The organism is Pantoea sp. Taur, from assembly GCF_009830025.1.
GTDB classification, from domain to species: domain Bacteria; phylum Pseudomonadota; class Gammaproteobacteria; order Enterobacterales; family Enterobacteriaceae; genus Pantoea; species Pantoea communis.
Genome location: NZ_SZZZ01000001.1, coordinates 154,473 through 170,333, shown reverse-complemented (window position 1 = coordinate 170,333; position 15,861 = coordinate 154,473). Strand labels below are relative to the sequence as shown.

Below are 15,861 nucleotides of genomic sequence, written 5' to 3'. Positions count from 1 at the left end.
GTTATGATGCAGCATGTGAACTGCCCTCAAAAAACTGGCACAGCAGCTGCCAAAGGTGCTGTGCCGCTGGGGTAAAGCGGTGGTCGGCGCTGCGTAACAGATGGCATTGGCTCTCGCGGGCGATGCGATGATTGATCGGCACCGCGATCAGATTACGCGACGTCAACGCGTCTTCAACGACTTTGGTGGTCATAAATGCAATGCCCATTCCCGCCTGGCTCAGCGCAATCGCACTGGAAAACAGGTTGCAGCTGTAGGCGGGCGTGAACACCAATCCCTCCTGATTAAACATGACGTTCATATAGCTCTGAATACCAAAGTCTTTATCCATGCCAATCAGTGGATATTCAGCAAGATCGCTGACATCCACCTGTTGATACAATCCGATGGGGTGGTCACGATGCACAATGGCGCAGATGGGGCCGCGCAGATAACTGTGACACTTCACGCCGGGCGGACCGAGGGGGCCAAAACCCACGGCCATATCCACTTCGCCACGAGTGATCAGGCTCACCGTGGTTTGCATATCGCCCGATAAAATATCGATGAACACTTCAGGATAGCTTTGCGAAAAAGGCCGCAAGACATACTTCACCACCTCATCGACCATCCCCTGGCCGACACGCATACGGATCGAGCCGCCGCGTTTATGGCGCAAATCGCGCAGACGTCTTTCCAGGTGGCTTCTGCGTTGATGCGTTTGCGCGTAATCCTCAGCCAGCAATTTCCCCGCTTCGGTGAGCACCACATTGCGTCCGCGCCGCTCCAGCAGTGGCAGTTGCATATCACGCGCCAGCTGCGAAAGCTGACGACTGATGGCCGCGGGATCGACATCCAGTGCTTCCGCCGCACGACGAATGCCGCCATGGACACCGACTTCATACAAGTATCTTATGGACTTGTCAGGATAGAGCAGCATTGCCATAGGTTTTCATTATCTGTTGTTCTCAGGTCAACAATAATAACGTTTTATACCCATTTTTTAAGCGCAATTTTATCCTCATACTCGGGATTCACTTGGTGAGGACAGAAGTAATGAAAAATATAATAAGTTATTTGCAACAGCATTCAGACGACATTCTCTCAGATATCAAAACCCTGGTGGCAGCAGAGTCACCCTCCATGAACAAGGCAGCGGTGGATCGCTGTGGCAACGTGCTGCAAGCCCTGTTCGCCGAGCGTCTGGGTATTGATGCTGAAATCGATGTACAGGAACACTACGGGAACCACCTCAAGTTCACGCTGGGCTCAGGCGACGATCAAACCGTGGTGCTCGGCCATTTTGACACCGTCTGGGATGAAGGCGAACTGCCGATGGGCGAGGAAGACGGCAAGTTTTATGGCCCCGGCATTCTGGACATGAAAGCCGGCCTGGTGCAGTCGATTTGGGCCGCACGCGCGTTAAAAGAACACGACTTGCTGGCAGGGAAACGCATTGTTTTCCTCTGTGGCAGCGACGAAGAAGTGGGCAGCCCAAGCTCCAGCGAGTGGCTCTCACGCCATGCGCTGGGATCATCGCAAGTGCTGGTGGTGGAACCCGCCGTGGCTGGCACCGGTGCGCTGAAGGTTGCGCGCAAAGGCACGGGCCAATATCAGATCGCGATCACCGGTCAGGCCGCGCATGCAGGTAACAACCCTGAAGAGGGGGTCAGCGCGGTGCAGGAGATGGCGCATCAGGTGTTGTTCCTGCATGGATTGAATGCACCGGAGCGCGGCACTACCGTCAACGTGGGCATTGCGCAGGGCGGTAATCGCATCAACGTAGTGGCGGATAAAGCGGTACTGGGCATCGATACGCGCGTCACCAGCGAAGAGGAAGCCCAGCGCATTCACGCCGAAATCACCCAGATTCAGCCGCACTTACCGGGCATTAAGCTGAAGATTACCGGCGCACAATCACGTCCACCGATGCGCCAGAGCGCAGAGTCCCTGGCAATCATGCAGCGTGCGCAAGCCGTGGCACAACAGATCGGTTTCAGCGTGGAAGGTCAATCGGTGGGCGGCGGCAGCGATGGTAACTTCACTGCAGCGTTGGGTATCCCAACCTTAGATGGATTGGGCGCGACCGGTGCAGGTATTCATGCGCGTCATGAGCACATCATCATTGCCGATATTGCCTCACGCACCGCGCTGGTAGCGGGTCTAATGCTGGGGGAAAACCATGTCGCAGGTTAATGTTGAGAAAAATAGTGCGATGCAGCCCGCAGGCAAGAAGAGTGAGCAGAGCCCTTATCTGCTGCTGTTCATCATCCTGGTGCTGGCAGCGGTCGCTACCTGGATCATCCCGGCGGGTAAGTTTGATCACGAAACCCGCAATGGCGTGACTTTTGCCATTAAAGGCAGTTTGCATGAAGTGGCGCGTACGGGCGTTTATCCCGGCGAGATTTTCATGGCCATCGTACAGGGGGTGATCAAAGCGGCACCGATCATTTTCCTGATTCTGTTCACCGGCGGGCTGCTGGCGGTGATTGAAGCCACCGGCGCGATTGCCACGGCGCTGAATTCGCTGTCACGCAGCACCAAAATCAGCGATACCCGTCTGATCCTGATTTTCGCGGTGATCTTCGCCATCCTCGGCAGTACCGGTGTGGTGCAAAACTCGGTGGTGGCTTTTGTGCCGATTGGCCTGCTGGTGGCGCGTTCGTTAGGTTTACCGCCGGTTATCGGTATGGCGCTGATCTATCTAACCTGCGCGGCAGGTTTCAACGTGGCGTTCCTCGGGCCGGCCACCACCGGTCTGACACAGCATCTGGCGCAGTTGCCGCTGTTCTCGGGCATGTTACTGCGCGGCATCACCAACCTGCTGTTTGTGTTAACGGTGGCGATTTACCTGATCATTACCGTGAAGCGCATGCGCAAAAATGGTCAGGTGCGCGTGGACACTGCGGTGGAAAGCGCTGAACCGCTGGCGATTACCGGCCGTCATAAACTGATTCTGCTGACCTGCGCGGTGACGCTGATTCTGTTTATGGTCGGCACGGTGCAGCTGCATTGGGCCACCAATGAGATGTCGGCGATGTTTATCATCCTGTCGATCATGGTCGGTTTGATTGGTCGCCTTTCCGGGTCTGCTATTGCTAACACCTTCCTGAGCGGCTGCTCTCAGCTGGTCAAAGGCGGATTTATTGTCGGGATGGCAGGTGCGATTTCGGTGGTGCTGCAGCAGGGCAATATCCTCGATCCGATTGTTGGCTTCCTGTCAGACTTGCTGGCACCGGTTCCCCCCGCGATTGCCGCTGTGGGCATGTTTATCAGCGCCGCACTAATGCACTTCGGCATTTCATCCGGTTCGGGCGAGTCAGCGTTGTTGATCCCGATTTTCTCCCCGCTGGGCGATAACCTGGGTCTGACACGTCAGGTCACGGTGCAAACCGTGCTGCTGGGCGAAGGGATAGTGAACTCCATCAGCCCAACCTCGGGCGTGCTGATGGCCGCGCTGGCCACCGCCAATATCTCGTTCGGCAAATGGCTCAAATTCGTGGCACCGGTCGTCGCCATCTGGTTTGCGATTTGCGTGGTGACGCTGCTGATTGGCGTGGCGATAAACTGGGGTCCGTTCTAACCCAGTGAAAATGAGAAGGGATGCTGACGATAGCATCCCTTTTTTATAGCAGCTTCAGGGCAACGTTACGCCTGCAGGAAATCCCGGAACTCCTCACTCAATTCGTCAAAGAGTTGATAGATCACCTGCCCCCCCTGAGCGGTTTGCCCCCGGGCTTCCGCAGCGGCAAGCGCATCAAACAGGCGATGTTTGATATGAAAACGCCATATGACCGGCACGCGAGATAAGATATCAGTCAATGCCCGATAGCGCTCCGGCGTCCAGCTTTGCTCAAAGCGAGTACGCCATGGGCCAAAATCAAAATGTGCCACGCTGGCGGCTGTCGCAGAGCGTTGATTGCGTTTCATCTGCGTGGCTTCCACATCCAGCTCACCCTCGCGGATCACCACACCATAATCCTGCTCGGCACGCGCCGAAGAAACATAGCCGCTTTTCACGTCTGATAACACCTGCTGGGGATCACGCTCCAGCGGTGAACCATATCCGCCGCCACCGGCTCCGGTTAATCGAATCACATCTCCTGCCTGGCAACGGATCACATCGCTATTGCCGAGCATTTCAGGTGCTTCACTCTCCGGGTTTTTCACAAAAATGGCATTGCTGCCCGCTTTCCCGCCAAGGACACCCCAGGAAGCGAAATGGGTGCGATCGCGATTGCGCGCCGTGACGGTGGTATCAGGTGCAAACACCTGAAACTCCATCATTAGCCCGGAACCACCGCGATATTTTCCTGCACCGCCGGAGTCGGGTACCAGACAATAGCGTGTGATACGAATCGGCACTTCCGCTTCGTTAATCTCCACTGGTGTATTGCGCAGAAATGCCACGTTAGCGCCCGATCCTTCTTCTCCGTCACCGAACGGCATGCCGCCCGCCCCGCCGCCCACCGGGCCGATGGAAGCAATCACCGGGCGACCCGAGGTGTTGGTGGTTTTCACGTTAAGAATCGCCAGTCCACAGGCTGCGCAGGCAGGCAAACGATCAGGGATCGCTTGTGAAAATGCGCCAAAGGTCAATACATGCGTTAACTTACAGGTCAGACTGCGCATGCCGACGGCAGCCGGGTAAACGGCATTCATCACGCTGCCTTCGGGCAGCACACATTCGACGACGCGATCCAGCCCCGCGTTGAGCAAAATATCCGGATTCAGGGTATAGAGCACATAGTGATAGCCGACCAGCGCCAGCGCGTGACGCGTCATGCCGCCGGTCGGCATATTCAATGATGAAAGCAATTGCGGATCGCTGCCGGTGTAATCAAGGATGGCGCGGCCGCCGCGAATTTTCAGCGTCATCGCCACGCGCATCGGTTTGCCGTTCACGCTGTCTTCGTCAGCGTATTCCGCGAAGAAATAATCGCCATCCGGCACGCTCTCGAGGATGCGTTGTGCCTGCTGCGCCGCATAATCGAGCAGGGCCACCATCCCTTGCTGAAAATCTTCCACACCAAAATGCGCGATCATCTCCAGCACGCGTTTTTCGCCATTGGCCAGCATCGCCAGTTGGGCATGCAGGTCACCCATATTCTGTTCCGGCGCACGCACATTGGTTTTGATTAACGTGAGCAACGCTTCATCCAGCACGCCTTCACGCACGATCTTAGTCGGCGGGATACGTATTCCTTCCTGATGGATCTCTGTCAGCGTGCGCGACAGCGAGGCGGGCACGGCCCCGCCCACATCGGTGTTATGAATATGCCCGCCAACAAAACACACCAGCTTGCCTTGCCAGAACACCGGTTTCCACATCACCATATCCGGGCTGTGTGTCGCAACGTTACCGCTGTAAGCATCGTTAGTCATCGCCACATCGCCGGGGCGATAGTCCGCGATCATGCCGAGTACCGGCCCGTAATCGAGACCGATATACCAGGTGGCACCTAAGGTTTTCGGCGAAGCAAATGCCAGACCTTCGGGGGTGAGCAGGGCGCATGAGAAGTCTTCCGTCTCTTTGACAAAAGTCGAATGGGCGGTACGCACCAGCGTATGGGCCATGCTTTCTGCTGCCGCCACACAGTAGTTAGCCAGAATCTGCAGACCTGAAGTATCAAAAGCCATATCGCGACTCCTTTATTAAGCCGTGTGGGTGAGGTCAGTGAGGATCAGATTGCCGAGCGCATCCACCCGGGCGCGGAAATCGGGTAATACGGCGACAGTGGTGTCGGACTGGGTAATCACCGCGGGTCCGGTAAATGACTGACCGCCCGCAAGCTGCTCGCGCTGGTAAAGTGGCACGGTGAGATAACGGCCCGACATCCACACATCAATATGTTCGGCGGGGATCGGTGCTGCGTCAGAGTGCGGCAAAGGTTCGAGTTGCGGCTTCGGCGTGGGCATGCTGACCACCAGACGTAGCGACACCACCTGAATCTGTGCATCACGGTCGCTGTAAGCATATAAATGATGGTGTTGCGCGTGGAAGGCTTCACGCAGCGCTGAGAGATCGCCACTCGCCAAATCCTCACGCTGTAACGGTGTGGCGATCTCAAACGACTGCCCCTTGTAACGCATCTCTGCCGAGAGGCTAAACTGGCCCTGGCTGGCATCACTGACTTCGTGGCTCAGCCATTCGCGGGCTTGCTGTTCGAGTTGCTGATATTCAGCTTCGAGGTGTGGCAAGCTATCTGCGCTTAAATCACCATAAATGATGCGAACAAAATCGTTTTTCACATCGGCAACCAGACCGCCTAATGCGCTCAGCACGCCGGGCGTCAGCGGCACCAGCACTTCTCGCATATGCATGGCGCGCGCCAGATAACAGGCCATCATCGGGCCTGCACCGCCAAAAGGCATCAGGGAAAAGGCGCGCGGGTCGATACCGAAACGGGAAACCAGTCGGCTAATCCCTGCGTACATGCCGGACACGGAAACGTTAATGATCGCTTCCGCCGTGGCTTCGATGGATTGGCCCAGTCGATCGGCCAGCGATCCTATGGCGGCTTTCGCGGCGGCGACATCCACATTCACCGCGTTGTAGCCCAACGTTGCCTGGCCAAGAATGCCCAATGACACGAAAGCATCGGTAATCGTGGGCTGCGTGCCGCCACGTCCATAACACACTGGCCCGGGCGTTGAGCCTGCGCTTTCTGGCCCAACTTTGAGCACGCCAAACTCATCAACGCGCGCCACAGAACCGCCGCCATCACCAATCGATGTGACGGACACGGACGGAATATGAATCTGGTAGTCACCGATATACTCACCGGTGTCATATTGCGCTTCTCCGTTGACGATCAGCGCCACATCAGCGGTGGTGCCGCCGATATCCAGACTCATGACGTTCTCACGACCGCACTGGCGTGCCACCCAGGCTGCGCCCATCACACCCGATGCGGTTCCCGACAAGATCATCTGCACGCACTCGGCTTTGCCGCGCTCTGCGCTCATTACGCCGCCATTGGACTTGGTGACTTTCAGCTCGGCCGTTACGCCCGCTTGAGTGAGCGCCTGCTGCAAGGCTCCGAGATAATGCGAAACGCGTGGCTGAACATAGGCGCCAATGACGGCGGTTTGCGTGCGTTCGAATTCGCGGATTGTCGGCCAGACATCACTGGAGCAGCAGACAAAAAAGCCCGGCACTGCCGCTTCGATCAGGGCCTGAACTTGCTTCTCGTGTTCAGGATTGCGATAGGCATGTAATAGGGCGATCACTACACCTTCACACCCTGAATCGCGCAAGCCTGCGACAGCGTCCAGCACCCTCTGTGGTTCAATCGGCGCGAGTTCTTTGCCGGCCGCGTCCAGTCGACCGTCAATGCCAAACACATTTTCGCGTGCCACCAGGGGTTCCGGACGCAGCGAATGCAGGCTGTACATATCCGGCGTCTTCAGCCTGCCAAGTGCCAGGACATCCTCGAAATAGCGATTGGTGATCAGCCCCAGCTTCGCCCCTTTTTTCTGAACCACGGCATTCACGCCAACGGTGGTGCCGTGGGTAAAATATTCAATATCGGCGGGATCGATCCCATAGCGCTTCACTAACTCCTGAACGCCGTGCAGCACTTCCTGGCCCGGATCATCGGGGCGAGAAAACACTTTCAGGCTGTGTAACTGACCTGATGCTTCGTTGAAAACGGCGAAGTCGGTAAACGAGCCGCCGATATCGACACCAATGCGTAATCCCATACTTCCCCCTAATTGGTTTGTGGATGAGCGGATTTATCCAGGCGGTCGCGCATCTGGTAATAGCTGCCAAGCAGCGGCATAAACCAGGTGTTACCGGTGTAGAGCGGGTGGCCGGGCAGCGGCGATACCCCATAAGGGCTTGAGTTCAGCGGTGTGTTTTCAATCAGGTGACGGGCTAACCGATGGCCGAGCCAACTCATCATGGTGACTCCGCTGCCGTTGCAGCCCACGGCATAAAAACAGCCTTGCGGCGTCTGGCCGATATGCGGCAGGTAATCAAGCGTGACGGCGACTTTCCCTCCCCAGCTGTGGCTGATTTTGATGTCGCGTAACTGGGGTAAACGTTGCGTCAGATGTTGATGCAGTACCCGAGCCGACTGCTGGCGATCGAGTGCGTAGAAGCGTGCGCGGCCCCCAAACAGCAGGCGAGTGCCATCGGGCGAATAGCGGAAATAGTGCGTGACACGTTGGGTTTCCGCGATGCCGCGCTGGTGGGGGATCAGCGTGCGTCGCAGATCTGCGGATAAGGGTTCAGTGGCAATCTGATGGCTGGTGACGGGTACCACGCGTGCGCGCAAATGGGCCATTTCTGGCCCGGTATAGCCATTGGTGGCGATAATCACCTGACGCGCATTGAGCCTGCCGCGCAGAGAATCAACCTGGTAATGCGCCGCGTGTTTCTCAATGCGACTCACCGCAGAACCACTGCACACCACCACGCCAGCTTTGCGCACCGCATCCAGCAAACCTGCATAATAAAGCGCGGGATTGAGCAGACCAGCACGCTCAATCAGTACGCCGCCGTGATAAGCCGGGCTATCCAGTTCGGCGCGCAGTTCATCGCGCGTTAGCATGCGCGCCTGCACCTGACTCACGCTATTGAGAAGTGGCAACCGCTTTTTCCAGTTCTCCAGATGTTCCGGGATCCACGCGGCGGCGAGGCGACCGGTTTGTCGATAATCGCAATTAATAGCGTGCTGTGCGATCAGGCTTTCCAGATAGCGATAGCCGTCAGCCGCCTCCAGCAGCAGCTCGCGTTTTCGCTGCTCATCGCTCTGCCGCAGCCCCTTTTTGGCCGACATGGTTTTGCCCACGTTGATGCCGCCAGTGACCTGACCACCGCTCAACGTACTCGCGCCACTGCCCGGTAAGCCGGCTTCCAGAATCACCACCTGATTGCCGTGTTGCGCCAGCGTCAATGCACAGCACAGCCCGGCATAGCCAGCGCCAATAATCACGTATTCCGTTTCGGGCGGAACGTCACTGGGCGACGCATCCTGCGGCTGCCAATGCTCCCACCAATAGGGCGCCGCCTTAAAATCTTCGGTAAATATCGACTGATGACTTCTCATCACTCTGCCTCGCTAAACATCATTCATGAAATCCAGCGGCTGAAATCTAGCCGTTCCACAATAAGGAATGCCATTCCATAATTTTAACGTGACATGAATTTATCTCTCCTGCAAGCACAAAAATTAAGCATTCGGAGGAAATTGTGATCGGCTTACGGGCAAAACGCCGAGCGGCAGAGGGCAGGCTGTGCCATATTACGGCACAGCAAGTGGAGACAATGAAGTCAGAAAGTAGGGAGGGTGGAGTATGCAGAGCCTGATTAAAAGCCTGAAAGTGCTGGAGAGGGTGGCCGAGAAACAGCCGATCAGTGTGGGCGAGTTGGCCAAAATGATGTCGATGCCAAAAACCACCGTACAGCGTATTCTCTGGACCTTTCATGAGGCGGGCTGGTTACGATTGATTGAAGGCGACATGCCGCGCTGGACCGTCAGCCCTCGTGTACTCAGCGTGCGGCCGATCGAGCTGGCGGGCGGCGGACTGTCTGCTGCTGTCCAGGATCCGATGGCAGAGTTGCGCAATAGCACGCAGGAGACGGTGTATGTGTCAGTGTATGACGGCAATGGCGCGGTGGTGGTGATCGACAGGCTGGAAAGTCCGCATCCCGTGCGCGCGGTTAGTCCGATTGGGGATATTGCGCCCATTCACTCCACGGCAAATGGCATGGCGATTTTGGCGTTCTTACCGGAAAGCCAGCTTGAAAATATCCTTACCGGCGAGCTGAGTGCCTTTAACCCGGCCACCATCACCGATGCCGATAAACTTCGCGCCGAACTGAAGCAGGTGCGTGAGCGCGGGTACGCAATCAACCGTGGCTATTATCGCTCCGGTATTTTCGCCATCGGGGCACCCATTTTTGATGCCGCCCACCAGCCGGTCGCCAGTATCTGCATCTCGATGCCGGACTCTCGTTACCATGAAGAAAAAATTGCAGAGTGGGGCGCGTTAACCGTTCAGGCTGCCCAGGCAATTGGCTTCCAGAGAAATGCCAGAGGTTAACGGCATGACGCAATGGCCACACTGCGGTGTGGTCATTTCATCCTAAGATCCTGTTTTTGTATGACATTAATCGACTCATCTCCCTTCGCGCCCTCCAGCTCAATCTCCGTGTGACCTATAGCGAAATCCTCTCACCCGCATATTGACGTCTAATTTTCACTCAACTAACGTAATTAACGGAATGCCATGCCGTAATGTGGAATGATTAATTCATTCTGAGTCACGTTCACTGACCGTGCTGTTATGCGGTGAAGATGGGGTTAACCATGACAACTTCTGCCACGCTTCCTCAGGTGACACCTGAAATGCAGCGCAAAACGCTGATCGGTGCTGTTGCCGGCAACCTGGTCGAGTTTCTCGACTTTGCCCTATACGGCCTACTGGCCAGTGTGATTTCACGGATCTTTTTCCCGCAGGATGCGCCATTGACGGCACTGCTCTCGGTATTACTGCTGTATGCATCGAGTTTTCTGGTGCGCCCGATTGGTGGCATCGTGTTGGGATTGGCGGGCGATCGCTGGGGCAGGCGCTCGGTGTTGATGATCACCATCACCGGCATGAGTGTGGTGACCGGTTTGACCGCTCTTCTCCCCACTTACGCGCAGGCAGGCACCAGCGCCACCGTATTGCTGGTGATTTGCCGACTGATTCAGGGCTTTTTTGCTGGCGGCGAATACGCGACAGCCACGGATTACATTGTCGAAAACAGCGATCAAAAACGACGCGCCTTTCGTGCGTCTTTCTCACCCATAGGTGCCTATATCGGCACGGTGATCGCTATTGGTCTCTACACCTTGTTGTCTTCGTTGATAACGGCGGCACAAATGGAGGAGTGGGGCTGGCGTGTACTGTTTGCCATCGGCCTTCCGTTGGGGCTGGTTGGGTTGCTGATTCGCCGCAAGCTTGATGAGAGCCCGGAATTCCGCGCGGTTGAACGGGCGCGGGTGGAGCAGCGTTTGAATCCACCAACGGTGACTCAGGTTATTCGCTCTCAGTGGAAAAATATCCTGGTGTTCATGTCGATACTGATGAGTCATACGCTGCCCAACTATCTGATTCTGGGCTTCTTCGCCACGTATCTCACCACGTTTGTCGGGTTAGCCAAAACCGATGCGGCAATGGCGGTGTTAGTTTCTCAGTTTGTACTGATTTTTAGCACGCTATTGCATGGCTATCTCAGTGATGTGGTAGGCAGAAAACGCTGGTTACTGTTGGGGTGTGTGCTGGTGATCCCGGCGATGTTTTTTGCTTTCACCTATGCTGAGCATGGCACGTTAGGCAGTGCCATTATCGCAGCGGTTGTGCCAGTGATGGTTTTCCCGATGGTCACCAGTGGAATGACCATCAGTCTGGTCGATATGTTCCCGGCCGAGATGCGTGCCTCTGCGGGTGCAATGGCGTACAACACCGGTACCGCGTTGTTCGGTGGCACAGCACCGCTGATTGGCGCGGCGTTGATTGGCTGGTCGGGCAGTGCGTTTACGCTGGTGTACTATGTTGCCGCCGTGGCTATCGTCTCATTCATTTCGATTGCGCTGTTTTTCCGCTATCCGCAGCGCGCCTCGCATAACGCTTATCAGCTTGCGAGCAGCGCCGCGCAGGGCAATCCGGTAGCGGCGCGCCTGCGCCGATAAACGCTTTACATCACGGAGCATCGGTAACCTTTTCCAGTGGTTACCGATGTCTATTTGATGAGAGGTGAGTGGAGATAAATTTCATGGCTTTAGCGTAGTTAAAAAACGCTATATTTTTCAGCCCTAATTTCTTTGCTGGTAATGGGGAAATGATTAGCGGTTGCAGTGAGAAAATAATGTGTTATGGTAACTGCACGATTAATTTACCGGAGTGAATGTCGCGGACCTGATAACAGGAAGCAGGGTCTGTCACCAGATATCATAATGATGAATTCTGACTTATCTTTTTTCTCCACCTACAACACCCGCCTTCGTTACGCACGTCACTATCTGCAACAGTAATATTCTGCTTTTAAACTTTTACTGACAGCTGCATTTCATCTCTCTTCACTGCAGAGGGATATTCTCACGCCATTAGCTGGCATCGACCAAAATAATAAGGTTTTAAATTATGACCAGGAATAATCTACTCGCGATTTCCCTCACTGCGTTAATCAGTTCACCGACACTGTTTGCTGCCGACTTGCCGGGCAAAGGTGTGACGGTCTCCCCGGTGCAAAGTACTTTGCCGGAAGAGTCATTCCAGACGGAGCTGATTAACAGAGCGCTGGAAAAACTGGGCTACGAGGTCAAACCCACTGAAGAAGTGGACTACAACGTGGCTTACACGGCGATTGCTGCGGGCGATGCGACTTACATGGCGGTTAACTGGGAACCGCTGCAAAAGGATATGTACAACGCCGCAGGCGGGGATACAAAATTCTATCGCAAAGGCACCTATATCAGTGGTGCCGCGCAGGGTTATCTTATCGATAAAAAGACCGCCGACAAATATCACATTACCGATCTCTCTCAGCTGAAAGATCCGAAACTGGCTAAACTCTTTGATGCTAATGGAGATGGCAAAGCCGATCTGGCGGGATGTAATCCGGGCTGGGTCTGTGGTCAGGTGATTAATGCACAAATTGATGCTTATGGTCTGAGGAATACGGTGCAGCAGAATCAGGGTAATTATTCTGCGATTATTGCCGATACGTTGACCCGCTATAAAGCGGGTAATCCGGTGCTCTATTTTACCTGGACACCTTATTGGGTGAGCGATGAATTAAAACCGGGCAAAGATGTGGTCTGGTTGACGGTGCCGCATTCTGTCACGCCGGGCTCGCAGAAGAATGAAGATACCGCGCTGCCAAATGGCAAGAATTATGGCTTCAAACCGAACAATGAACATGTGGTGGCAAATAAAGCCTGGGCAGAAAAGAATCCTGCCGCGGCGAAACTGTTCGAGATCGTCAAACTGCCGCTTAATGATGTTAATGCGCAGAACCAGCGTATGCATCAGGGAGAATCGTCCAGCGAAGATATTCAGCGCCACGTGAATGGCTGGATTCATGCGCACCAGGCCACGTTTGATGGCTGGGTGAAAGAGGCCGCAGCGGCAGCGAAATAACGCTGGTGATATGCTCCGCACGGTAGTTCTGCGACACGCCCCGTAATATTACAGGGCGTTTTTTCTCGTTCTTAGTGTGCTTTGAACGAATGAGAAGTTATCGATCGCTTCGACTATGTCTTGCGATAACCATTAATCTCGCCCGCAGGAATTCGCTGTCCGCTCAGCCAGGTTGCGCTTTTCAGGCCTGAACAGCAGATAACTCGCCAGTGCCAGACCGCTTACACCCAGCGCGCCATAGGTCAGCACGGCGGAAAAACCGTCAGCCAGCACTTGCGAGGCGATAGCGCGGCTAAGCGAAACTTCAGCGCCAGCCGCTATGCGTTCTGCGAGCGCAACCACATCGCTGGAGGCAGGAAGCCGTTGCCGCAGACTGGCGGCGATCACTGCCACCAGCAGGCTGCCCATCAAGGCGATGTTGATCGCCAGCGTGATTAAACGTGCACTGATATCAATCCCGGAAGCCATGCCTACCCGATTAGCGGCAACGGAACCGGTCGTGGTATTGGTCACCGGCGTATTGGTAAGTCCGAGCGCGGTTCCCGCCAGCAGGGCACCCGGCAGCAAACTCAGTTGGTACGTGATGGCCAGTTTCATCAGCACGAACCCAGCACCGATCGAAAATAATCCGAGGGGAATGACACGGGCAGCGCCAAATCGCAGCACCAGTTTTTCCCCTATCGGCGGCATCAGTAAGGTGGGCAAGGTATAGGCAAGCAGGGCAAAACCGGTATCCATACTGCTGAACCCAAGCCCGCTCTGGTAATAAACCGGCAGGTAGATCATCAGCGGCCAGAAACTGAAGTTCATGCCAATCGAACCCATCAAAGCCCCCGAGAAGGAGCGAATGCGAAACACCGAGAAATCAAACATCGGGTGAGGATGGCGCTTCTCCGTGCGAATAAACACCACCGCGCTGATCAGGATCACCAGCATAATTAGCCGGGCTTCAAGACTTCGCCAACCGATGCTGGCACCCTGGGTAATGAGATAGGTCACGCCAACCACGCATAGGGTGAGGGTGATCAACCCAACCCGATCGAGTTTGTTGCCCTGTCCAGGGTGGGATTCATCCACATTTTTCAGTGCGAGCACGAATGTCAGCAGCGCGATAAAGCCGTGCACCAGAAACACCCATTGCCAGCTTAAAACCGCCACCAGCATCCCGCCGATGATAGGACCGAAACCCAGACCAAAGCCAAAGGTTATCCCCCATGCGGCAAAGGCCTGGCTGCGGGGTTTTCCCTGCGGGAACTGGTGCGAGAGTATGGCGATCAGGCAGGTTAACATCGCACCGCCGCTCAGCCCTTGCAGGAAGCGTCCGATGATGAGCCAGAATGCACTCCCGACCAGCCCGCACATCACCGAGGTCAAACCAAAACCGACAATGGTGATGAGAAAGATGCGCTTGCGGCCATAGTTATCCGCCAGCGTGCCGGTCGCCATTAAAACGGCGGTGCAGGCCAGCGTATAGGCATTCATGATCCACTGCAGATCGCGAAAATTCGCCTGCATCTCCTGTTCCAGTACCGGCAAAATCACCGGCACGCTGGAGATTTCCAGCCCCGACATCAACGCGGCTAAGCACACCGCCATCAGCGCCAACATGTTCTTCATCCTGAATTCCTGCGTAACGTTAAGAGCGTGTCAGCATGGAAGATTGACACAACGGTGGAAATCCATGCCGATGCCAGATATCGTCAAGATCGTGCCAACATCATGGATAAGGCTGACATGCAAATCACTTCTTCTCTGCGTTCCCCTCCTGCAGCGCCGAAAAATCGGCGGCTGGTGCTTTTGGCGTATGAATGCCTCTGTACCTTTGAATTTGGTACTGCCGTTGAAGCGTTTGGCCGAGCAGATGACGTCTTCGGCCATCCGCTGTATGACCTGAGCGTGGCGTCGGTGGAAGAGGGTGTGTTTGGTGCGCAGGGCGGTGTGCGCCTGGTGGTGGATGGCGGGCTTGAGTTACTGGAAGACGCCGGAACCATCGTCATCCCCGGCTGGCGCAGCGTGACCGCACCGGCCTCTGAGGCGTTAATCACCGCGTTACAAAAAGCCCATCAAAATGGCGCACGGATTGTCTCTATTTGTGCCGGAAGCTTTGTACTGGGTGAAGCGGGGCTGTTAAACGGAAAACGTGCCACCGCCCACTGGAACAGCACCGAGATCCTTGCCGAAAGATTTCCACAGGTGCAGGTGGAACACGGCATGATTTACGTGGATGAAGGCAGCATCATCACCTCGGCGGGCGGTGCAGCAGGTGTCGATTTATGTTTGCATCTGATTCGACGCGATTACGGCATTGATGTCGCCAATCGCACCGCACGCAGAATGGTGACGCCGCCGCTACGAGAAGGCAGCCAGGCGCAGTTGATCCAACAACCTGTTCCACAACGCCGCAGCAATAGCCTCGCGCCCCTGCTGGACGATTTGCGCAATAATCTGAACGCGCCGTTGGTGATCGAGCAGTTGGCGCGGCAAGCAGGCATGAGCCGTCGGACCTTTATTCGTCGCTTTCATGATGCCACTGGTACCTCGCCGGGTGAATGGTTGCTCGGTATTCGGCTGGAAAAGGCCTGCGCGATGCTGGAAAACAACGCGCTCAGTATTGATCAGGTTGCCGAGCAGGCGGGGTTTGGGTCTCCCGAAGCATTGCGCCATCACTTCAGGCAACGGTTCAACACCACGCCGACCAAATGGCGCAAGGCGTTCAATGAGCGTGTAGTCATGGGCTGAGTG

11 protein-coding genes are annotated in these 15,861 nt (G+C 55.6%); 6 read left to right on the top strand and 5 right to left on the bottom strand.

Annotation, left to right across the window (positions count from 1 at the left end; genetic code table 11):
* Nucleotide 1 precedes the first annotated feature (1 nt).
* Nucleotides 2-925: a LysR family transcriptional regulator gene (locus FD744_RS00725; protein WP_160866909.1), complete on the bottom strand. Its 924-nt coding sequence runs from the start codon at nt 923-925 to the stop codon at nt 2-4.
* A gap of 110 nt (nt 926-1,035) precedes the next feature.
* Here FD744_RS00725 and FD744_RS00720 point away from each other — a divergent pair, with 110 nt between their 5' ends.
* Together FD744_RS00720 and FD744_RS00715 are read left to right on the top strand one after the other, a co-directional pair.
* Nucleotides 1,036-2,175 (top strand): M20 family metallopeptidase, encoded by a 1,140-nt coding sequence (locus FD744_RS00720; protein WP_160866908.1) that lies wholly within the window; start codon nt 1,036-1,038, stop codon nt 2,173-2,175.
* The gene (locus FD744_RS00715) at nt 2,162-3,562 is read left to right on the top strand and encodes a YfcC family protein (protein ID WP_160866907.1); all 1,401 of its coding nucleotides are present in this window, start codon (nt 2,162-2,164) and stop codon (nt 3,560-3,562) included. Before FD744_RS00720 ends, FD744_RS00715 begins: the two co-directional genes overlap by 14 nt.
* Nucleotides 3,563-3,627: 65 nt before the next feature.
* On the opposite strand, the gene FD744_RS00710 is transcribed toward FD744_RS00715, so the two are convergent.
* The 3 genes from FD744_RS00710 to FD744_RS00700 are packed head-to-tail and all read right to left on the bottom strand — an operon-like array spanning nt 3,628 to nt 9,038.
* Nucleotides 3,628-5,619 (bottom strand): hydantoinase B/oxoprolinase family protein, encoded by a 1,992-nt coding sequence (locus FD744_RS00710; protein ID WP_160866906.1) that lies wholly within the window; start codon nt 5,617-5,619, stop codon nt 3,628-3,630.
* A gap of 15 nt (nt 5,620-5,634) precedes the next feature.
* Entirely contained in the window at nt 5,635-7,686 is a 2,052-nt protein-coding gene (locus tag FD744_RS00705) for a hydantoinase/oxoprolinase family protein (protein ID WP_160866905.1), read from the bottom strand.
* 8 nt (nt 7,687-7,694) lie between these two features.
* Entirely contained in the window at nt 7,695-9,038 is a 1,344-nt protein-coding gene (locus FD744_RS00700; protein WP_160866904.1) for an FAD-binding oxidoreductase, read from the bottom strand.
* Nucleotides 9,039-9,285: 247 nt separating this feature from the next.
* Between FD744_RS00700 and FD744_RS00695 the strand changes: the two genes are divergently transcribed.
* From FD744_RS00695 to proX, 3 genes are all read left to right on the top strand, one after another.
* Nucleotides 9,286-10,035 carry an IclR family transcriptional regulator gene (locus FD744_RS00695; protein ID WP_034822481.1) on the top strand — a complete coding sequence of 250 codons (750 nt, stop codon included), beginning with the start codon at nt 9,286-9,288 and terminating at the stop codon, nt 10,033-10,035.
* Nucleotides 10,036-10,301: 266 nt separating this feature from the next.
* Nucleotides 10,302-11,669: an MFS transporter gene (locus FD744_RS00690; protein WP_160866903.1), complete on the top strand. Its 1,368-nt coding sequence runs from the start codon at nt 10,302-10,304 to the stop codon at nt 11,667-11,669.
* 451 nt (nt 11,670-12,120) lie between these two features.
* Nucleotides 12,121-13,119: a glycine betaine/L-proline ABC transporter substrate-binding protein ProX gene (proX, locus tag FD744_RS00685; RefSeq protein ID WP_160866902.1), complete on the top strand. Its 999-nt coding sequence runs from the start codon at nt 12,121-12,123 to the stop codon at nt 13,117-13,119.
* A gap of 132 nt (nt 13,120-13,251) precedes the next feature.
* Here the strand turns inward: proX and FD744_RS00680 are convergent, their stop codons facing one another.
* On the bottom strand, nt 13,252-14,736 hold the full coding sequence (locus FD744_RS00680; RefSeq protein ID WP_160866901.1) for an MFS transporter: 1,485 nt from the start codon (nt 14,734-14,736) through the stop codon (nt 13,252-13,254).
* Between the two features lie 117 nt (nt 14,737-14,853).
* Between FD744_RS00680 and FD744_RS00675 the strand changes: the two genes are divergently transcribed.
* Nucleotides 14,854-15,858 carry a helix-turn-helix domain-containing protein gene (locus tag FD744_RS00675; protein WP_373424343.1) on the top strand — a complete coding sequence of 335 codons (1,005 nt, stop codon included), beginning with the start codon at nt 14,854-14,856 and terminating at the stop codon, nt 15,856-15,858.
* The last annotated feature ends 3 nt before the right edge of the window (nt 15,859-15,861 follow it).